A 19,816-nucleotide genomic window follows, 5' to 3' on the forward strand; every position below is an offset into this window, starting at 1 on the left:
CATGGACAACAGCCCAAGCACCTACCTCGAACGTCCGCTCCAGGGCCACTTGCCAACGCAAGCCGCCGAGGAGTCGGACACCCTTGATCTGCTGCACCTGTGGCGAGTGATCTGGTCGGCGAAGTGGAACATCGCCTGGCTGGTGCTGCTCAGTTGCGCGCTGGCCGTGGTGGCGCTGTCGTTTATCACGCCACAGTACGTCGGCAGTGCGACGCTGCTGATCAAGGACAAGACGCCGCCGGTGTTGAGTTTTCAGCAAGCCGCCGAATCCGGCGGCGCCACCACCACTGATTACTTGCAGACCCAGCAAGCACTGCTGCAATCGCGGGAGCTGGCCGAGCGCGCCGTGCGCAAACTTGGCCTGACTACCAACCCGATCACCGATCCACGTCAGCAGGAGCAGAGCTGGTTCACCCCGCGCCAATGGCTGGCCGACCTCAATCGTGACCAGTGGCTGCCATGGCTGGACCTGCTGCCGCCGCCGAAGCCGCCAGCGACCGAAGAACAAGTGTTCAACGACGTCACGCAAAACCTGATGCTGCACACCAGCGTCAAATTCGTCGGCAAAAGTCAGTTGCTGGAAATCGACGTCGAACTGCCCGACCCGACCCTCGCTGCGGCGGTGGCCAACGCCCTCGCCCAGGGCTTTATCGACAGCCAGCAGGACACCAGCCTGAAGTCTTCGCAAAACAACACCAGTTGGATGAACACCCGCCTGGTCGAACTGCGCGACAACCTTCGCATAGCCGAAAACAAGTTGCAGGCCTACCGCGAAGAACAGGGTCTGGTTGACGTCGACGGCGTCGCCACCATCAGTGCCAACGAGCTGCAAATGACCGGCAACCGCATGATCGACGCGCGCCGCGATCGCGCCGAAGCGGAGAGCCAGTTCCGTCAGGCGCAATCCCTGAGCAATGGCGACATCAGTCGTTTGTCCAGCGTGCCGGCAGTGCTGAGCAATCCGCTGATTCAGCAATTCCAGGCTGATCTGGCCAAGGCTCAGGCCAAAGTCGAAGAGTTGTCGGGCCGCTACGGGCCGAAACACCCGGCGCTGATATCCGCCCGTTCCGAACAGCGCACCGCCGCCAACAGTCTGCGTCTGCAAGTGCAGCAAGTGGTCGCCGGAATCGAGCGCCAGTATCAACTGGCAGTGGCCAGCGAAGACGCGTTGCGCAAATCCTTCAATAGCAACAAGGCGCAGATTCAGGACATTTCACGCAAGGAATTCCAGCTGCGCGAATTCCAGCGTGAAGTCGACAGCACCCGAGCGCTGTACGAAACCTTCGTCACCCGCCTCAAGGAAACCGCTGCCACCTCGGACATGGACTCAGCCAAGGCGCGCATCGTCGACCCGGCGATCGCGCCGCTGGAAGCGAGCAAACCGCGCAAGAATCTGATTCTCGCCATTGTTGCGCTAGTCGCAGCGGTCGTCGGCGTCGCCCTCGCCTTCCTCTTCGATACCCTGAGCAACACCTTCAAGACCGACGACACCGTCGAGAGCCTGCTCAATGTGCCGCTGCTCAGCGTCGTGCCGCTGGTGATGAAAAAGAGCCGGCGGCAGTTGGCGCGGTTGTTCGAGGACAACGACCACCCGCGCTTCTGCGAAACCATCCGCAACCTGCGCACCTGGCTGATGCTGCAAAACAACGAACGCCCGGCGCAAGTGGTGCTGGTCACGTCTTCGGTGTCCGGCGAAGGCAAAAGCACCATCGCCAACAATCTCGCCTCGTCGTTGGCGCCATTGGAACGGGTGCTGCTGATCGATGCCGACATGCGTCAGCCGACGCTGTCGCTGAACTTCGATTTCCCGCCGCAGAGCCCCGGCCTCGCCAACCTCATGGCCGGTACAGCGCGGCTGGAAGACTGCATCCGCAGCGTGGGCAATCTCGACATGCTCCCGGCCGGCTGCCTGACGCCATCGGCGCTGGACCCGTTCGACGCACCACGGCTGCAAGCCTCAAGCAGTTCGAGCAACGCCGTCGCTCCCGCGCAGGACTTGCTCAGTTCACCGCGCCTCGGCCGGCTGTTGCAGATTCTCAAGTCGCGCTACCGGCACATCATCATCGATTCGCCGCCGGCAGAAATCGTCAGCGACGCACTGTTGCTGGCCCAGCACTCCGACGCGGTGATCTACGTGGTCAAGGCGCAGAGCACGCCGGTCGGCCAGGTGCGCAAAAGCATCGCCGTGTTGCAGCAGAGCCAGGCGCCGGTATTCGGCGTGGTGCTCAATCAGGTCGACCTGCGCAAGGCGCGCAAGTACGGCCATGGTCATTCCCGTTCCTTCTACGACTACGACTTCGCCCCGCGCTGATCCTCCGGGCCGTGCCGCCCGGCAACAGCAAATCCTTCCCTGTTCGACGAATCGGAGATCGCGCCGATGACCTCGCAATATTCCGCGCAAATGGCACACCGTCGTGGCCTCACCTTCTGGGTGCAATGGTTGTGCGCAATGACTTTGGTCAACCTGTTGCTGATCGTGCTGGTGCACTGGCGCATCGGCGAATTGCCCAGTGAGTACCGCTTGCTGATCATCCTCACCGTGCTTGGCTCGATGCCGGTCTACGGCCTGGTGCAGGTTTACCACAAGCGCCATGGCCTACTGGTCGGACTGGGGCGGTTGCTGGCCGGCTGGCTGATTCTGCTCGGCCTGCTGATGAGCATCGCCTTCGTCACCCAGACCAGCGCGCTGTTCTCGCGGCAAGTGGTGATTGTCTGGGCCGTGGTCGGTTTTCTCGCCCAGGCGGCGACGTTTCTGCCGCTGCACCTGTTCGTGCGCCTCTACACCAAGATGATCTGCAACGAGCGCCGCGCGGTGATCATCGGCACCTGCCCTACCGCCCATGAACTGGCGCGCAAACTGCTCGACCCTGATCGTGCGCTGCTGCTCGGTTTTGTCGCAGCGAAAGCCGACAGCGGCCCGGCGCCGAGCATTCTGCCGCTGCTCGGTGAGGTCGAGGACATCCGCGAAATCATCACCCGCCTGCAGGCGCGGCGCGTATACATCGTGCTACCGATGGCCGAGGCAGCGACCATCGAAGCGTTGTACATCAACCTGCTCGACATGAACGTCGACGTGGTGTGGATTCCCGATCTGGGCAGCATGGTCTTGCTCAATCATTCGATCTCCGAGATCGAGCGGATGCCGGCGATTTATCTCAACGAAAGCCTGCTCACCTCGCACCCCGGCAGCCTGTTCTGCAAGGACCTGTTCGAACGCAGCGTCGCCGCGGTAGCGCTGATTCTGCTCAGCCCGCTGCTGCTCGGCGTCGCCATCGCGGTCAAGCTGACGTCGCCGGGGCCGGTGCTGTTCAAGCAGAACCGCCATGGCTGCGACGGCGAAGTGATCCGCGTGTGGAAATTCCGCTCGATGCGCGTGCACGACGATCAGCAAGTGCGCCAGGCCAGCCGCGACGACGACCGCGTCACACCGCTGGGACGCTTTCTGCGGCGCAGCTCCATCGATGAGTTGCCGCAACTGTTCAACGTGCTGTTCGGCCACATGGCGCTGGTCGGCCCGCGTCCGCACGCGGTCACGCACAACATCTATTACACCGGCAAGGTGCGCGCCTACATGGCGCGGCATCGGCTCAAGCCTGGCATCACCGGGCTGGCGCAGATCACCGGGCATCGCGGCGAAACCGAGACCGTGGAAAAGATGCAGCACCGGGTCGCCCAGGACCTCAATTACATCAATCAATGGTCGCTGTGGCTGGACATCAAGATCCTGCTGAAGACGCCCTTCACCCTGTTTTCGAAAAACATCTACTGACAGCGGCCAGCGCTCTGGCCCACCCCGCCACGCATGAGGTTTTCCCATGAATGTGAGTGTATTCGGTATCGGTTATGTCGGACTGGTCCAGGGCGCCGCGCTGGCCGAGGTCGGCCACAACGTGCTGTGTGTGGATGTCGACACGGCCAAGGTGCAGGCCTTGAATGACGGCAGCCTGCCCATCTACGAGCCGGGCCTGAAAAGCCTGGTGCGGGACAATCATCACAGCGGTCGCCTGCAATTCGGCAGTGATCTGGCCGCGGCGGTGAAACACGGCGACGTGTTGCTGATTGCCGTCGGTACGCCGCCGGACGAGGACGGCTCGGCGGATCTCAAACACGTTCTCAGCGTCGCCCGTACCATCGGCGAACACCTGCGCGGCGAGCAAATCATCGTCGACAAATCCACGGTGCCGGTGGGCACGGCGGATCGGGTGCGCGAATGCATCAATGCAATCCTCGGCGAAAGCGGCCGCGCTGCGCTGCGCTTCGACGTGGTCTCCAACCCTGAATTTCTCAAGGAAGGCTGCGCGGTCGACGACTGCATGCGCCCCGACCGGATCATCATCGGCACCGACAGCCCGCGCGCCGAAGCGCTGATGCGCGAGCTGTACGAACCGTTCAATCGCAACCGCGAAAAGATCATCGTCATGGACGTGCGCAGCGCCGAGCTGACCAAGTACGCGGCCAATTGCATGCTGGCGACGAAGATCAGTTTCATGAACGAGATGGCCGGGCTCGCCGAAAAACTCGGTGCCGACATCGAAATGGTCCGCCACGGCATCGGCTCGGATCCGCGCATCGGCTACCAGTTCATCTACCCCGGCATCGGTTATGGCGGCTCGTGTTTTCCCAAGGACGTGCGAGCGCTGATCCATGCCGCCCACGGCGTCGACATCGATGCGCGCCTGCTCCGCGCGGTGGAGTCGCGCAACAACGAGCAGAAAAGCACGCTGTTCCACAAGATCGCCGAGCACTTCAACGGCGCGCTGGAAGGCAAAACCTTTGCGCTGTGGGGCCTGAGTTTCAAGCCCAACACCGACGACATGCGTGAAGCCCCCAGCCGCGTGCTGATGGAAGCGTTGTGGCGTGCCGGCGCCAATGTGCAGGCGTTCGACCCGAAAGCCATGGAGCAGGCGCAGCAGCTTTACGGCCCGCGCGACGACCTCACGCTGGCGGGGACCAAAGAGGCGGCGTTGAAAAATGCCGACGCGTTGGTGATTGTCACCGAGTGGCAATCGTTTCGCGCGCCGGACTTCGAACTGCTCGCCCGTCAGCTGAAAAATCCGCTGATCTTCGACGGGCGCAACCTGTTCGATCCGCAACGCCTCAGCGCACGCGGCTTCACCTACATCAGTGTCGGCCGACCGACATGCGCCGCCGAAGCACAGGATCTCGCGTCATGATCCGCCTCGAGCTGCTGGACCGTTATTCGCCGGCCCTGCTGGACTCCAACCGGGCGTTCTCCTTTCTCAACTTCGCCTCGATCGGCAGTTTCATTCGCCAGCCGCCCCCGTCGCTGGCGTATTTCTGCGACGGCATGCTGATGTCCGGGTTCATGTCGCGCATCACCGGGCGCGCGGTGCAGCGCGTCAGTTTCGATTTCACCTCGATTGCCGACCCGGTGTTGCGCGAGTCCGAGCAGCGCGGCAAGCGCGTCTATGTGGTCGGTGCGAAGCAGGCAGAGCTTGATCGCTTCGTGGAAAAACTCGGTATGCAGTATCCGCGCCTGCAACTGGTCGGCGCGCACAACGGTTATTTCGACGCCAAACAAGGCGCAGCGATCCAGGCTGACATTCGCCGGCAGCGGAGCAACCTGCTGCTGGTCGGCCTTGGCGCCGGTCTGCAGGAACGCTTTGTCCTAGAAGCACTGCGCGGCGGTTTCAGCGGCGTGGCTTTTACCTGCGGCGGTTTCATTCGTCAGGAGGCCAATGCCAGCGAACGTTACTACCCCGCCGCCATCAATCGCCTGCACCTTCGCGCCTTCTACCGCATGTACCGCGAGCCACACACGATCAAGCGCTACCTGTTCGATTATCCGAGCAACGCGCTGCGGCTGACCGAACTGATTCTGCGCCAGCAAGTGGCGATCAATGTCACTGCCCCATGAGGATTGTGCCGATGCATATTCTGTTCACGCTCAAGGATTACCAGACTGGCGGTGGCGTCGAGTGCGTGCAGCAACGCCTCGCCGAGCAGTTTCTGGCGGACGGTCGACGGGTGAGTTTTTTCGTCATGAACGGCGACTCGCCCAATGTCGACGGCGTGCCCAGCATGGCCGGTGGCGGCAGCGGGCTCGCGGGCTGGCTGAAGTCGATCGTGCTGCTGCGCCGGCTGATTCGCCGTGAGGGCGTGACGCATCTGATCGGCGCCAAGGAGCAGGCCAATCTCTGCACCTGGTTTGCCACGCTGGGCAGTCCCTGCAAAGTCATTTACACCCGCCATGCCGCACTGGATTGCGCCGAGCAGAACACCGGGCGCGCCAGCCTGCGTCTGTTGTACGCCTTGTACCTGTGCGGCAGCGGCAAGGTGGTCGCGGTGTCCCACGGTTTGCGCCAGTCACTTGCCGGGTTGATGCCGTGGGGGCGACCGCGCATCCGTTATTGCCCGAACGCAGTGATCAGCGAACAACTGATGCACGCGGCACAAGCGCCGCTGCCCGGTGGCGTGCCTCATCATTACTGGCTGGGGATCGGCCGACTGGTGCAAACCAAGGGCTTTGATCTGCTGCTCGACGCCTATGCGCTGGCGGCGCAACAACGCCCGCTGCCGTATCTGGTAATTGCCGGCGACGGCCCGTTGCGCGAAGAGCTAGAGGCGCAGGCGCAACGGCTGGGCATCGAACGTCTGGTGCATTTCACCGGGCATCTGCGCAATCCCTATCCGTTGATCCGCCATGCGCAGCTGTTGGTGCTCAGCTCATTGCACGAAGGCTTGCCGACGGTACTGGTCGAGGCGCTGGCGTTGGGCACGGCAGTGATTTCCACTGATTGCGGCAGCGGACCGCGCGAGTTGCTCGATGATGGACGCCTCGGCCGTTTGGTCAGCGTGAATGATGTTCCGGCACTGGCCGAGGCAATGCTCGACAGTCTGGCCAGCCGCGAACCCGCGACGCCGGCGCGACGCTCGGTCAGCGAAGCGATCCTGCCCTATACCAGCCAATACGCCGCCCAGGCTTATTACCAGGTGTGGAACCGATGAAAAAGCTGCTGATCATCCTCCAGGACCTCGGCGCCGGTGGCGCGGAGAAAATGATGGTGCGCCTCGCCGGTGCCTTGGTTGAGGCCGGCAACGAAGTGACACTGCTGATGCTCACCGGTGCCGGCATCAATCAACCGGCGCTCGACCCACGGGTCAGGCAAGTGCTGCTCGACAGCCCGCGCAGCGCCGCTGCCGTGCCCGCTTTGATGCGCTTTTTGCGCAGCAACCGCTACGACGCGCAACTGGCGGTGCTCACTCATGTCAACGTCGTGGCGATTGCCGCCGCCGCACTGTCCGGTACTTTGGCGCGGCTGCATGTCAGCGAGCGCAATGCCTTTTCGCGGGACAAGCACGTCAACCCGGCCCTGTCGGTCAAGCTCGCCTACTGGCTGGCGCCGTGGTTGTACCGGCTGATTCCCAACCCGGTGATCTGCGTGTCGCGAGGTGTCGCCGAGGATCTGGTCGACACCACCATCGCCCGACCGCGCGACGTGACCACCGCCGACAACCCAGTGCTCGACAACGATTTTCGCGACAAACCAGCCGCCGCGCCCAGCCATCCCTGGCTGAAGGACAAAACCACCCCGGTGATCGTCGCCGTGGGTCGCCTGGCGCAGCAAAAGGGCTTCGACACTCTGATCGACGCCTTCGCCCGCCTGCCACAAGGCGATGCGCGGCTGATCATCTTCGGCGAAGGCGCCTTGCGCGGCGAACTGCTTGCCCAGGCGGCAGCGCTCGGCGTCGCAGGGCGTTGTGATCTGCCGGGGTACGCCAGTGACCCCATTGCCGAAATCGCTCGGGCCGATTGTTTTGTCTTGTCGTCGCGTTTCGAAGGCAGCCCCAACGCCTTGGTCGAAGCCCTCTCGACCGGCACGCCGGTGGTAGCGACACGCTGCCCGTATGGCCCGCAGGAAATTCTCGCCGATGGCGCCGTTGCGCCCTTGGTTGAGGTCGACGACCCCGCCGCGCTCGCCGCCGCGCTCAGCCAACAATTGGCCACGCCGCGAGCCGCGCATCGCCAGCGGCGCATCGAGGCGGCCTCGCGCTTTGTCAATGCTCGCGCGGTGCAGACCTACCTCAAGGCGTTGCTCGGGAGGCGCTGAGATGAACCGTTTGCAAGTGCGTTATTCGACGCTGGCCGACGCCTTCACCCTGTTCGGTGTGCTGTTTTATACGCAAGTGATCGGCTTCTTTCTGCGCCTGGGTAATGTGAGCACGCTGGACGATGCCCAGCAGGACCTGGAAGGCAATCTGGCCAATCAGGTCTGCGGCTTGCTGACCTTGCTGGTGCCGCTGTTTTTCTTCATCCGGCACAAGGTGTTCCTCAGCAAGAGCTTCTACCGGCAGAACCTGTTTCTGCTGCTGTTTCTCGGCTGCGTGGCGGCCTCGATCAGTTGGTCGAGCGAGCCGATGCTCAGCCTCAAGCGTTTCGTCGCGCTGCTCAGCGTGGTGTTCTTCGCCGGTTTCATTGCCTGGCGCTACAGCCTGGAACGCATTGCGTTTCTGTTCGGCTGTGTGATCGGCGCGGCGGCGTTGGTCGGGTTGATCTTCGCCCTGATTCGCCCCGACATCGCCTTCATTTCCGGAGGCATTCGCGATGGTGCGTTTCGCGGGGTGTTTGCAGAAAAGAATGCCGGCGCACGCCTTAACGCCATTGCGATCCTGTTGCTGCTGCCGATGATCCGCCAGCGCAACCCAATGGCCATGCTCTACGGCCTGTTCGCGCTGATCGCCATCGGCCTGGCGCAGTCGGCCACGGCGATTGCCTTGATCGTCGCCGGAACCGCCAGTTACGCGTACTTCATCACCCTGATCCGCTTGCGCATCAACCGCTCACTGTTGGCGTTCATGGCGGCGACGCTGGTGTTCTTCCTCCTGTGTGGCGTGCTCTACGCCAACTACGCGATGCTGCTGGAACTGGTGGGCCGTGACCCGTCGCTGACCGACCGCACGCTGATCTGGGAGCTGTTGCAGCCGCTGATCGATGCGCAATTTCTCAAGGGCTATGGCTTCGGTGCGTTCTGGGCCAGTGCCGATGCCGATGCGTTCATTACGCGCTGGGGCTACATCGGCAATGCGCACAGCGGCTACGTCGAAACCCTGCTCAATGGCGGCTTGATTCAGTTGATCGCGCTGCTGCTGATGTTTGCCCAGACCCTGAGCAAGCGCTACCGGGCAATCACTGCAGATCAGTCGGCGCGCTATCAGGCGTGTGCGCTGGTGGTCATCGGCCTGTTTGTGGTGACCAATTACGTCGCCTACGTGATCCCCAACTATCGCTCGGGCGAGTTTCTGATTTTCTGCGTGCTCAGCCTGACCTTCCGCCATCACCTCGTCACCCGTACCCAGCCGCTTCCAGTCGTTAAACCTCGGCCTATGCGCACCACTTTCCGGGAGCAACGCCCATGCTGAATGATCCCTCGGCCGTCACCGTATGTGTGGTGATTCCGCTGTACAACGCCGCCGCCAGCATTCAGCGCACACTGGATTCGGTGTCTGCACAGACTCGCCTGCCGGACAAAGTCATTGTCGTCGATGACGGCTCCAGCGATGCCGGACCAGAGATCGTCAAGCACTACGCCGCGCCTTTCCCCATCGTGCTGTTGCCGCAGCCCAATCAAGGCCCGGCGAGTGCGCGCAATCGCGGCGTGTTCAGTGCCGAAGAAACCTTTATCGCCTTCCTCGATGCCGATGACCGCTGGCATCCGGAAAAACTGCAAAAACAACTGGCGCTGCACGCGGAGTTGACCCGACAGGGACGCAAAGTCGGTTTGATCGATTGCTTTCAGATGAGCGAATTCAGTGACGGCAAACGGCAGTTGGAGGATCGCTGCAAACACGGCGAGCACTTTGCCGATTTCATGCGCGAGAACATCATCAACGGCACCTCCGGCGTGCTCGCCGTGCGCGAGATCATCGTCGCCATTGGCGGCTTCGATCAGAGCCTGCGCTTTGCCGAGGATCGCCTGCTGTGGACGCGCATCGCCGAAATCAGCGAGATCCACAGCGTGCCGCAGATCCTGCACTGGCGCGCCGTCAACGCCGCCAATATCACCGCGCAACCGCACAAGTATTACCCGCACAAACTGCGCTTCATTCAGCTGTACCTGGCGCGTTACAGCACCCGGCTGAACAAACAGCAGCGGATCTACTTCGTCCTCGCCAACCACGCCGAATTTCTCAATGCGTTTTCCCGGCGCGGCGATCATCGACGGGTTATCGAAGTGTTCCGGCAGATGCTCGGGCATTCGTGGCAAACGCTGTTTTTCTTCCAGGGCAAACCGACCCTGCGCTACCTCTACGCCTGCTTGAAAAGCCTGGGCAATAGCCGCTGAATTTCAGGGATCGCGCCATGGCCAACCGTCGCCTGATGACCCTCGTATGGATTTTCACCGAGAAGTTCGGCCTGATTTTCCTGTCGATGATCACCTTTGTCGTCTACGCGCATTTGCTGACGCCGACAGAGCTGGGCATTGGCACGCTGATCATCGCCGTGGTCGAAGTGATCGGCATTCTGTTCTCGTCGATGCTCGAAGACCCGCTGGTGCGCCTGCAACGTGTCGAGGACAAACACATCAGCAGCGTGTTCTGGTTTGCCGTGCTGGTCAGTCTGCTGTCGATTGCGCTGATTTCGCTGGCGGTGGTGCTGTATACGCCGTCCACCGCGCTGCGCTGGATGACTGCCGTGGCGTCGGTGAAAATCCTCTTCACCCTGACGGCGCGAGTGTACGTGGCGCAGATGCGCCGGTCCGGCAATTTCAAGCTGCTGGCCTCGCGCACGCTGCTCGGCAAAGTCGCTGGCGGGGTTGGCGGCGTGGCCGTGGCGTTGCTGGGTTTCGGCCCGTGGGCGGTGGTCGCTCAGGCGTTGATCATGGACGGCATCTCCACACTGGTACTGATGCGCAGCGAGCGTCGGCGCATTCCCTTTCTTATCGACCGTCAGGTGCTGGGCGAACTGCTGCGCGCCGGCCTCCCGGTCTGCGTCAACGTGATGAGTTCGCAAACCCTGCAACGTGGCGTCAATCTGATTCTCGGCCTGACTGCCGGGGCGCATGCGGTGGGCATGTTCAACCTCGCCATGCGCATCATCGACTTGCCCCGCTCGGCGATCTACAACGGCTTGATGAGCTACGCCCTGCCGGTGTTCGCTCGGCGCAGTGCCGAACCGGCGCGGCTGATCGGGGTGATTGGCGATTCCACGGCGATCAGCGGCTTCGTGCTGACACCGCTGTTCTTCGGCATCGCCCTGACCGCCGAAGACATCATCCTGCTGATCTTCGGTGCGAAATGGGCCGAAGCGATTCCCTTGCTGCAAGTGCTGGCCTGCACGGCAGCGCTGGGCAATCTGGCGCTTTACGCGACCACCGCGCTGGTGGCGGTCAATCGCACGCACTTGACCCTCAAGGCGGAAGTCGCCACCACCCTGCTCGCGCTGGCGCTGGTCTATCAGCTCGGCGCGAGCTACGGCGGCATGGCGGCGGCGCTGGCATTGCTGCTGCGCATGCTGCTGATCACGCCGCTGCAGGTGCGCGGCCTGCACGCTGCCATCGGCTATCAATGGCGCTGCTTCTTTCAGTCCAGCTACCGCAGCCTGTTCGCCTCGCTGGTGATGGTCGCCGTGGTGACGTGGACGTCGCGGCAAACCGGCCTGTCCGGCTACGCCCACCTGGCCGGTGACATCGCCATCGGCGCGCTGACCTACGCCTTGGCCTACAGCCTGCTGCACCCGCGCTGGCCGCAAGAATTCAAGTTGGTGTTCACCGCCCGCTGAGCCGGATTTCCTCGCAATGGAGCACGTCGTCATGCGCAAAACCACGTTGATCACGGGCGGTGCCGGCTACATCGGTTCGCACACGGCACTGCAATTGATCGAGTCTGGACACTCGGTTCTGATCCTCGACAATCTATGCAACAGCAGCCGCGAAGCAGTCGCACGGCTGGAGCTGTTGAGTCACTCAAACATCGATTTCATCGAGGGCGATATCCGCGACGCGGCGCTGCTGGACGAGATTTTCAGCACCTACGCGATTGATGCAGTGCTGCATTTCGCCGGCCTCAAAGCCGTTGCGCAGAGCGTGCGCCGGCCGCTGGATTACTACGCCAACAATGTCGTTGGCACCCTGAACCTGTGTCAGGCGATGGCCCGCGCCCACGTGTTCAATCTGGTGTTCAGTTCCTCGGCCACCGTCTATGGCGAGCCGAGCGTGATGCCGATCGTGGAATCGCACGGCACCGGCAAACCGGCCAATCCGTACGGGCGCTCGAAGCTGGTCATCGAAGAACTGCTCAGCGACCTCGCCCTCGCCGATTCGCGCTGGAACATCGCTGTGCTGCGCTACTTCAATCCGATCGGCGCACACGAGAGCGGGCTGATCGGCGAAGCGCCCAACGGTCGGCCGAACAACCTGCTGCCGTGCCTGAGCGAAGTCGCCAGCGGCCAGCGCGCTGCGTTGACCGTCTATGGCAACGACTATCCGACCGTCGATGGCACCTGCGTTCGCGATTACATCCATGTGCTGGATCTGGCTGAAGGTCATCTCAAGGCGCTGCATGTTTTGCAGGGCGATGAACATGGCCTGCACGTGTGGAATCTCGGCACCGGCAGCGGCTATAGCGTGTTGCAGATCATCAGCGCCTTCGAGGACGTCACCGGCCTGCGCATTCCCTACCGCTTCGCGCCGCGCCGCGCCGGTGATGTCGCCGAGTGCCGCGCCGATGCGAGCAAGGCCGGGCGCGAGCTGGGCTGGCGAGCACAGCGCGAGCTGACGCAAATGCTTGTCGACAGCTGGCGCTGGCAGACCCACAACCCATGGGGCTATCGCCCGCAACCGACGCCGTTGCTGGCGGTAGGCACGTAGTAACGGCGCAATCCAAGTTAGGGACGACTCATGAACAGATCACGCTGCTTGCTGTTGGTTTTGCTGCTGCTGAGCGCTGGCGCCAACGCCAACATTCCAGGACCGGTCACTGAAGGACTGGTGCTGTGGCTCGACGGCAATGATCCCGCCTCGATGACTCTGGAGGGGCAAAATCAGGTCGTGCGCTGGCTGGATAAATCCGGCAAGGGCAACGACGTCACCGTCGACAACCGCGCGGCGACGACTTTACCGACGCACGTCGATAACGCGCTCAACGGCCACGGTGTGGTGCGTTTCAGCGGCACGGCGGCGTTCATGGGTCAGGCGATTCGCACCAGCAAGGGGCCGGTGACAGTCTTCGTCGTCTCGAGGCGCTTGCCCGAGCAGGCCGGCGGCAAGGCCTGGCAGCGCCTGTTCAGCTCGCGGCCGCAACTGGCGGATAACGATAACGTCGCGCCGAATTTCGGCATCAGCGTGCAGCAGACCAGCGCGTACGAGCCGGCACTGGCATTGCTGGAAACCAGTGACGTGCCGATCGGCCCGTTCGCGGTGGCGCGCAACGTGGTGGGCACCTCGGAAATCCTGCGTGGCGACATCGCCGAAGTGCTGGTGTATGACCGCCCATTCAGCAACCAGGACGAACGTCGCAATGTGTTCGATTATCTGGCGCAGAAATGGGCGGTCAGCGTTCCCCAACAGGCCGATGGCTGGACCCGGGTTGGCCCGCTAGGCCCGACTCCGACACCCGTTACGCCCGATCTGCCGTTGTCGGATCAGGGCAATGCCGGCGGCTGGAAGCTCGATACGCGCCTGTCCGATGAGTTCAACGGCAGCACCCTCGATGCCGAACGCTGGCACGTCAACAACGCCACCGGCACCGATTCCCTCGGGCGCAAACCGGCGCTGTTTCTGCCGGAGAACGCCAAGGTCGGCAGCGGCAACCTGAACATCACCTTCCGCAAGCAGACCCTCCCGGAAAAATACGTAGCGCTTGGCTACAAGGATTACAGCTCGGCGATGGTCCGCACCAACGAACGGGGGCTTTACGGCTATTACGAAGCGCGGGCGAAACCGATGAATTCCGCCGGCTCCAGTGCCTTCTGGCTGGCCTGGACCGGGCTGCCGGACAATGCCACGGAAATCGACATTTTTGAAATCGGTGGCAAGACCCGCAACGAAGCGTTTGATCGTCGCTACAACATGAATGCGCATGTCTGGGCCAGACCGCAGAATGATCAACACCTGAGTTCCGGCAGTACCTGGATCGCACCGTGGCGGCTGGCCAATACTTTTCATGTTTACGGCTTTGACTGGCAACCCGAGACCTTGCGCTGGTACGTCGACGGCGTCCTCGTCCGGGAAGCAAAGAACAGCTACTGGCACTTCCCCATGCAAATCGTCTTCGACAGTGAAGCGATGTGGGACTGGTTCGGCGTGGTCGACGATGCTGACCTGCCGTCGGTGTTTCGCATCGACTATGTCAGGGTCTGGACGCGCTCAGCGCAATAGCAGCGCGTTCAACGGTTGTGCACCATCGCCTGCATCTGCCACAGCGTGCGGAACCGTCCCTGGCTCTCGCGCAGGTCTTCGGGAGTGCCGTCCTGCACAATCTCGCCGTCCTCCAGCACCAGCACCCGATCGAAGTTGGCGATGGTCGAGAGTCGGTGGGCCACTGCGAGTACCGTGCGGCCGCGCATGAGATTGCTCAGCGCACGCTGGATGATCGCTTCGGAATCGGAATCCAGTGCCGACGTCGCCTCGTCGAGAATCAGGATCGGTGCGTCTTTCAAAAACGCTCGCGCCAAGCCCAGACGCTGGCGTTGCCCGCCGGACAACGTCACTCCCCGTTCACCCACCAGTGTGTGATAACCCTGCGGCAACGCCTGGATGAAGTCATCGCAAAACGCCTGGCGCGCCGCCTCGATGATCTGCTGCTCGGTAGCGTGCGGCTGGCCGTAGCCGATGTTTTCCAGAATGCTGCGATTGAACAGCGCCGGATCCTGCGGCACCACGGCGATCTGCCGACGCAGACTGTCCTGGCTGACCGAGCGGATGTCGCGGTCGTCGATCAGGATCACCCCGCTGCGCACGTCATCCAGACGTTGCAGCAGGCCGAGCAAGGTCGATTTACCCGAGCCCGAGGAGCCGGCAATGCCGACGCTTTGCCCGGCCGGGATATCGAGAAAGAAATGCTCGAAGACCTTGCGCCCGTCCGGGTAGGCGTAACTGACGTCGAGCATTTTGATGTGCCCGCGCGTCGGCGCCAGTTCCTCCAGGGCGTCGCTGAGCTCGTGGGGCTGGGCGACGATGCCCAGGGTTTCGCTGATGACACCCATCTGCTGGCTGGTTTCCACCAGCGCCAGCGCCAGTTCGCGCGATCCGTGCAGGATGCGGAAGGTCAACGCGCTGACCATCACCACGTCCCCCGCCGTGACTTGCCCCGCACGCCAGAGCAGAATCGCCCAGCCGAGCATGCCGCCGGCCATCACGGTCAGGCAGATGTCGTGCAGCACGCGGGCCTTTTCCATGTACATCCAGCTGCTGCGGTGGGAGTCGGCCTCGATGCCGATCTCGCGCTCGAGTCGCAGGCGCTCGCGTTCGCGGCCGGAGAAGGCCTTGATCGTCCACACGTTGGAGACCAGATCGACAATCTCGCCACCGACCCGCGCCGACTGCGACGCGAACGCGATGTGGCGGCTGCGACCGCGAACGCCGAATAGCGTAATCAGCGCGGCGACGACTATCACGCAACCGACCAGCGCCAGCGCCATCGCCCCATGCACCGACAACAGCAAAGCCACGGCGCCGATGAAGTCCACACACGGCGGCACGATGCGCCAGGTCAGCCCGCCATAGACCTTGTCGGCAGCAGCGCCGATTGCCGAGACGCGATTGGCCAGAGAACCGGAGAAATGTCGGCGGAAATAACGCATCGGGTGGCCAGTCAGGTGATGGAACAGGTCCACGCGCAGATCGGCGCAACTGCCGACGATGGTGTGGCAACCGACCCAGCCGCCGAGGCGCCACAGCAGGTTTTCCATCACGATCAACGCCATGAACAGGCCGAACGCGTGCCACACCTGTTCCGCCGCCGAGCCGGCAGCCATGGCATCCACCAGCAGTTTCATGCCGTATTGCACCACCACCGCACAGCACGCCGCGCCGGTCACCAGTGCGACCATGGCGACGAAGTGCGCCGGGCGGATGCTTATGTAGCGCCATAGAAACGCGGCGGCTGACGCCGGCAACGGTTCATCGCGCCTGCGCTGGAAGTTCATCTCCCCTGCCCCTCAATGCGCCGGCCATTGACCCGGCGCAGACACGCGGCAATCCGTTCGGGCACCTGCGCCAGCTCGACGTGCAACGGGTGAAACGCCGCGCGCTCGCCCTCGCCATCGGGATAGCCAAACACACCTGTAGGGCAATACCGGCCGTTGTCCCAACCCGGATAATCGAGAAACGGGTACCAGCAAATGCCCTGCACCGGCACACCGCGTTCGAGCGCCACCAGCGTCTGCTCGACGATGTAAGCCAGCCACGGCAGGCGTTCCTCATCTTCGGCACCGGTTTCGGCGATCAGCACGGGCCGCTGATAACGCTGGTGCAGTTCCTTGAGCATGCCCGACAACGGCCGGAAGTCGCGCTCGCCACGAAGGATCCGTCGGCCGTGGAAATACCACTGGTTATGCGCATAAAAATTCGCGCCGACGATATCCAGGTAATGCTCCTGCCCACCCAGACCCGGCCATTCGCGCCCGGTGAGCAGATCCCACGCCTGAAATTGCGACAGCCGATAGGCCTCAGCGGCTTCGATATCGTCACTGCGCCGGGAACCGGCGATCACATGGATCAACGGATCGCACTGTACAAATCGCGCATTCGGCGACTGCTCGCGAATCGCTTCGATCGCAGCAATGCTCGCCCGCACCAGTTGATGTTTGAGTTCCTGCGCGCGCCCGCGTGCGTTCGGATTGAAATACGCCACCTCGCCTCCCGCCCAACTCCAGAAGGAAATCTCGTTGATCGGCGAGTAGAACGGCACGCTTACGCCTTCGTTCATCATCAGTTTTGCTGCAGCAGCGGCGAAACGGGCGAAGCGCTCGACGAACGCCGGGCGCCAGATATCCAGATCATCCGGGTAGCCGTAATGGCACAAGTCCCAGACTACTTGCACCCGCTGCGCTTGCGCGGCTTTGAGCATCGGCAGAAAACTGCTCCAGTCATAGCGCCCGGGGCTGCGTTCGATCAGGTGCCAGCGCAGGCCGTCGCGGGCGCAGCGTATGTTCAATCCGCTTAGTCGCTGGTAGTCCTTGTCGACCCAGCGCGCATGCCCGGTGTCGGTCAGCAGATCGAGGCGCCGACCGTCCTGGCGGCGCTGGCTGGAACATTCGAAACCGGCCATGACGAAGCTGCTGAAGATCGAAGACGCATCTGCGCCGGGCTCGTCGCCTTTCGGCTGCGCGGTCATGAAGCATCGATCTCGGTTGCAGCCGTGGCCTCTGCCTGCGCCGCCTGGATATCTCGATACAAGGCCAGCGCCTGCCCCACCACCTGATCCATGTTGTAGTACTTGTAGGTGCCCAGTCGGCCGAGAAACGTCACGTTCGGTGTCTGCTCGGCGAGCGCTCGGTAGCGTTTGTACAGCTCAGCGTTTTCGGCGCGCGGCACCGGGTAATACGGGTCGCCGTCGTCACAGGGAAACTCATAGGTGATGCTGGTGCGCGGGTGCGTTTGTCCGGTCAGGTGTTTGTATTCAGTGATGCGCGTATAGGGCACATCCGGGTGCGGATAATTCACCACCGCCACCGGTTGGTAGTGTTCCTGCTCGAGGGTCTGGTGCTCGAAGCGCAGCGACCGGTACGGCAAGTGGCCCAACTGGAAATCGAAGTACTCGTCGATCGGGCCGCAGTAGATCAAATGCGCGTACTGCACCTCGTCGCGCACCGCCTTGAAATCGGTACTGAGCAACAGATCGATGTTCGGATGATCGAGCATGCGTTCGAACATTTGCGTGTAGCCGCCCGTGGGCATGATCTGGAAAGTGTCACCGAAATAGCGGTCGTCTTCGCTGGTCCGCGTCGGGATACGCGAAGTCACCGATTTATCCAGTGCCGACGGATCCAGCCCCCATTGCTTGCGCGTATAGCCGCGGAAAAATTTCTCGTAGAGCTCGCGACCGATCTGATTGACCACGACGTCTTCGGAAGTGCGAATGGTCGCCACCGGTTCGGCGCGTTCGGCGAGGAACACTTCGGCTTCCGCTGAGGACATCGATAGGCCGTAGAGCGAATTCAGCGTGGTCAGATTGATCGGGATCGGCACCAGCTTGCCTTCGACCTGCGCCAGCACGCGGTGCTCGTAGGGCCGCCATTCCGTGAAGCGTGACAGGTAGTCGACGATCCGTTGCGCGTTGGTGTGGAAAATATGCGGGCCATAACGATGCACCAGCACCCCGGCCTCATCGTAATGGTCGTAGGCATTGCCGGCGATATGCGGGCGCCGGTCAATCAGCAACACTCGGCGTCCCAATCCTTCGGCCAGACGCTCGGCGATGACACTGCCGGCAAACCCGGCACCGACGATCAGGTAATCGTAGAATTGGCCGGACTTTGCGCGCTCAAGGCTTATCGTAGGCATTCGATCTGCTCCTGCATGAAGCGGCTGGTGTTGTCCCACGACATGCCGGCGATCGCGGCATCGGCGCGCTGCAGAAATTCGATGGTGCCTTTGAGTGGCAAAGCTTTTTCGATCGCCTCGACGAAGGCCTCGGCAGTGTCGGCGATGAACACCGCACCGCTCTCGCCGTAGCCACTGATCACATCGTGAATTGGCGTCGACACCACCGGGCAACCGCCCGCCAGATATTCCGGAGTCTTGGTCGGGCTGATGTAACGCGTGGAGGCGTTGAGGGCAAACGGCATCAGTGCCACGTCCCAGCCAGCGAGGTAGTCCGGCAGCTCGGCATATTGCTTGCCACCGAGATAATGAATGTTCGGCCGTTGCGGCAGGGTTCGCGGGTCGATCTTCACCACCGGCCCGATCAGCACGATCTGCCAGTCGGGACGCATAGCCGCCATGCGGTCAATCAATTCGATGTCGAAGCGTTCATCGATCACGCCGAAAAAGCCCAGGCGTGGCCTGGCTATCGATGCCTGGTCCGGCGGTTCCGGCAATGCCTGGCGCGCCGCCGCAAAATGCGCGATGTCGACGCTGCTCGGTACCGGATAGGCATTGCCGTGCTGGCGCTGCTTGACCTCCCACAAACTGAAGCCGCCGGTAAACACCACGTCAGCCCGAGCGAGCAGTTGCTTTTCCAGGTCGATCAATCGCGCCGGTGCGCCCATGAAGGCGGACAGTTCATCCATGCAGTCGTAGACGGTGACCCGAGCGTCGAGGTGCTCGGTAAAGAGCAGGCTCATCGGCGTGAAATACCACAGCAAAAGATCGCCCTGAACGCGTCCGGCGAGGTGCTCATCGAGCAATTGTCTCTGCGCCTGCTCGATCGCCTCGCCACTCATGCCGATCGGCAATTGCGGCACCGCCACTTCTATTCCCGCCGCCGGATTCGAAAGCTCGAGTCCGGGCATAGCGTCTTCGACAAATACCGGCTCTTCGAAAAACACCACGTCGTAGTGTTTGGCCAATCGCGACATGACGTGCTGCGGCCGCTGATAGACGAAGCCCCAGCGCAGATGCGACAGGCACACCAACGTTGGGCGCACCTGCAGCGATGCCTCAACTGCGCTTTGCGCGCTCGCCCGTGCGAGCGCCTCGGTTTGTTCTGCAAGGTTCATGGCCAGATCCTCATCAAGGAATAAAAGACGACTCAGTGCCGAGCCACCGGGCCGTCACACTTGTCGACACTGCAAGTGCAGGGCATTTCTCGATGAGGCCGTAAGGCTCTTGAAGGTTGGAATCGCGGTGTTCACGCGACGTTCAGCCCAACCTTGAACGCAGCCGATGAACTGCACATACCGGCTGGCAAACAA

At 62.4% G+C, this 19,816-nt stretch carries 15 protein-coding genes; 11 read left to right on the plus strand and 4 right to left on the minus strand.

What is annotated here, in order from left to right; all coding sequences use genetic code 11:
- The first annotated feature begins 1 nt into the window (after window position 1).
- From ACMYUN_RS01880 to ACMYUN_RS01930, 11 genes are all read left to right on the plus strand, one after another.
- Window positions 2-2,311 (plus strand): GumC family protein, encoded by a 2,310-nt coding sequence (locus ACMYUN_RS01880; RefSeq protein WP_415762595.1) that lies wholly within the window; start codon window positions 2-4, stop codon window positions 2,309-2,311.
- A gap of 66 nt (window positions 2,312-2,377) precedes the next feature.
- The gene (locus tag ACMYUN_RS01885; protein ID WP_415762596.1) at window positions 2,378-3,769 is read left to right on the plus strand and encodes an undecaprenyl-phosphate glucose phosphotransferase; all 1,392 of its coding nucleotides are present in this window, start codon (window positions 2,378-2,380) and stop codon (window positions 3,767-3,769) included.
- Window positions 3,770-3,815: 46 nt separating this feature from the next.
- On the plus strand, window positions 3,816-5,174 hold the full coding sequence (locus ACMYUN_RS01890) for a UDP-glucose dehydrogenase family protein (RefSeq protein WP_415762597.1): 1,359 nt from the start codon (window positions 3,816-3,818) through the stop codon (window positions 5,172-5,174).
- Window positions 5,171-5,878, plus strand: coding sequence for a WecB/TagA/CpsF family glycosyltransferase (locus tag ACMYUN_RS01895; protein ID WP_415762598.1), 708 nt, complete (start codon window positions 5,171-5,173; stop codon window positions 5,876-5,878). Before ACMYUN_RS01890 ends, ACMYUN_RS01895 begins: the two co-directional genes overlap by 4 nt.
- 11 nt (window positions 5,879-5,889) lie before the next feature.
- On the plus strand, window positions 5,890-6,969 hold the full coding sequence (locus ACMYUN_RS01900; protein WP_415762599.1) for a glycosyltransferase: 1,080 nt from the start codon (window positions 5,890-5,892) through the stop codon (window positions 6,967-6,969).
- Window positions 6,966-8,072 carry a glycosyltransferase gene (locus tag ACMYUN_RS01905; RefSeq protein ID WP_415762600.1) on the plus strand — a complete coding sequence of 369 codons (1,107 nt, stop codon included), beginning with the start codon at window positions 6,966-6,968 and terminating at the stop codon, window positions 8,070-8,072. Before ACMYUN_RS01900 ends, ACMYUN_RS01905 begins: the two co-directional genes overlap by 4 nt.
- A gap of 1 nt (window position 8,073) precedes the next feature.
- Window positions 8,074-9,381 carry an O-antigen ligase family protein gene (locus ACMYUN_RS01910; RefSeq protein WP_415762601.1) on the plus strand — a complete coding sequence of 436 codons (1,308 nt, stop codon included), beginning with the start codon at window positions 8,074-8,076 and terminating at the stop codon, window positions 9,379-9,381.
- Window positions 9,375-10,304, plus strand: a complete 930-nt coding sequence (locus ACMYUN_RS01915; RefSeq protein ID WP_415762602.1) for a glycosyltransferase family 2 protein — start codon at window positions 9,375-9,377, stop codon at window positions 10,302-10,304. The genes ACMYUN_RS01910 and ACMYUN_RS01915 overlap by 7 nt, the downstream gene beginning before the upstream one ends.
- 17 nt (window positions 10,305-10,321) lie before the next feature.
- Window positions 10,322-11,740: an oligosaccharide flippase family protein gene (locus ACMYUN_RS01920; RefSeq protein WP_415762603.1), complete on the plus strand. Its 1,419-nt coding sequence runs from the start codon at window positions 10,322-10,324 to the stop codon at window positions 11,738-11,740.
- A 31-nt stretch (window positions 11,741-11,771) separates the two neighbouring features.
- Window positions 11,772-12,827, plus strand: a complete 1,056-nt coding sequence (gene galE, locus ACMYUN_RS01925; RefSeq protein ID WP_415762604.1) for a UDP-glucose 4-epimerase GalE — start codon at window positions 11,772-11,774, stop codon at window positions 12,825-12,827.
- Between the two features lie 30 nt (window positions 12,828-12,857).
- Window positions 12,858-14,336 (plus strand): family 16 glycosylhydrolase, encoded by a 1,479-nt coding sequence (locus ACMYUN_RS01930; protein WP_415762605.1) that lies wholly within the window; start codon window positions 12,858-12,860, stop codon window positions 14,334-14,336.
- A gap of 8 nt (window positions 14,337-14,344) precedes the next feature.
- Here the strand turns inward: ACMYUN_RS01930 and ACMYUN_RS01935 are convergent, their stop codons facing one another.
- From ACMYUN_RS01935 to ACMYUN_RS01950, 4 genes are read right to left on the minus strand one after another with little or no spacing between them, the layout of a single operon-like run.
- Window positions 14,345-16,105, minus strand: coding sequence for an ABC transporter ATP-binding protein (locus tag ACMYUN_RS01935; RefSeq protein ID WP_415762606.1), 1,761 nt, complete (start codon window positions 16,103-16,105; stop codon window positions 14,345-14,347).
- A complete protein-coding gene (locus ACMYUN_RS01940; RefSeq protein WP_415762607.1) occupies window positions 16,102-17,295 on the minus strand; it encodes a beta-glucosidase in 1,194 nt (397 codons plus the stop codon). Before ACMYUN_RS01940 ends, ACMYUN_RS01935 begins: the two co-directional genes overlap by 4 nt.
- The gene (glf, locus tag ACMYUN_RS01945; RefSeq protein WP_415762608.1) at window positions 17,292-18,464 is read right to left on the minus strand and encodes a UDP-galactopyranose mutase; all 1,173 of its coding nucleotides are present in this window, start codon (window positions 18,462-18,464) and stop codon (window positions 17,292-17,294) included. The genes ACMYUN_RS01940 and glf overlap by 4 nt, the downstream gene beginning before the upstream one ends.
- On the minus strand, window positions 18,452-19,621 hold the full coding sequence (locus ACMYUN_RS01950) for a glycosyltransferase family 1 protein (protein ID WP_415762609.1): 1,170 nt from the start codon (window positions 19,619-19,621) through the stop codon (window positions 18,452-18,454). The genes glf and ACMYUN_RS01950 overlap by 13 nt, the downstream gene beginning before the upstream one ends.
- Window positions 19,622-19,816 lie beyond the last annotated feature (195 nt).

Source organism: Pseudomonas sp. CP4 (assembly GCF_047758505.1).
GTDB lineage: Bacteria > Pseudomonadota > Gammaproteobacteria > Pseudomonadales > Pseudomonadaceae > Aquipseudomonas > Aquipseudomonas fluorescens_AO.

What these genes read in the sequence shown, in the direction of transcription:
- ACMYUN_RS01885 (WP_415762596.1), top strand. Translation starts at nt 2,378, where the DNA reads ATGACCTCGCAATATTCCGCGCAAATGGCACACCGTCGTGGCCTCACC.
- ACMYUN_RS01910 (WP_415762601.1), top strand. Translation starts at nt 8,074, where the DNA reads ATGAACCGTTTGCAAGTGCGTTATTCGACGCTGGCCGACGCCTTCACC.
- ACMYUN_RS01890 (WP_415762597.1), top strand. Translation starts at nt 3,816, where the DNA reads ATGAATGTGAGTGTATTCGGTATCGGTTATGTCGGACTGGTCCAGGGC.
- ACMYUN_RS01930 (WP_415762605.1), top strand. Translation starts at nt 12,858, where the DNA reads ATGAACAGATCACGCTGCTTGCTGTTGGTTTTGCTGCTGCTGAGCGCT.
- ACMYUN_RS01920 (WP_415762603.1), top strand. Translation starts at nt 10,322, where the DNA reads ATGGCCAACCGTCGCCTGATGACCCTCGTATGGATTTTCACCGAGAAG.
- ACMYUN_RS01905 (WP_415762600.1), top strand. Translation starts at nt 6,966, where the DNA reads ATGAAAAAGCTGCTGATCATCCTCCAGGACCTCGGCGCCGGTGGCGCG.
- ACMYUN_RS01915 (WP_415762602.1), top strand. Translation starts at nt 9,375, where the DNA reads ATGCTGAATGATCCCTCGGCCGTCACCGTATGTGTGGTGATTCCGCTG.
- glf (WP_415762608.1), bottom strand. Translation starts at nt 18,464, where the DNA reads ATGCCTACGATAAGCCTTGAGCGCGCAAAGTCCGGCCAATTCTACGAT.
- ACMYUN_RS01880 (WP_415762595.1), top strand. Translation starts at nt 2, where the DNA reads ATGGACAACAGCCCAAGCACCTACCTCGAACGTCCGCTCCAGGGCCAC.
- ACMYUN_RS01935 (WP_415762606.1), bottom strand. Translation starts at nt 16,105, where the DNA reads ATGAACTTCCAGCGCAGGCGCGATGAACCGTTGCCGGCGTCAGCCGCC.
- ACMYUN_RS01950 (WP_415762609.1), bottom strand. Translation starts at nt 19,621, where the DNA reads ATGAACCTTGCAGAACAAACCGAGGCGCTCGCACGGGCGAGCGCGCAA.
- ACMYUN_RS01940 (WP_415762607.1), bottom strand. Translation starts at nt 17,295, where the DNA reads ATGACCGCGCAGCCGAAAGGCGACGAGCCCGGCGCAGATGCGTCTTCG.
- ACMYUN_RS01900 (WP_415762599.1), top strand. Translation starts at nt 5,890, where the DNA reads ATGCATATTCTGTTCACGCTCAAGGATTACCAGACTGGCGGTGGCGTC.
- ACMYUN_RS01895 (WP_415762598.1), top strand. Translation starts at nt 5,171, where the DNA reads ATGATCCGCCTCGAGCTGCTGGACCGTTATTCGCCGGCCCTGCTGGAC.
- galE (WP_415762604.1), top strand. Translation starts at nt 11,772, where the DNA reads ATGCGCAAAACCACGTTGATCACGGGCGGTGCCGGCTACATCGGTTCG.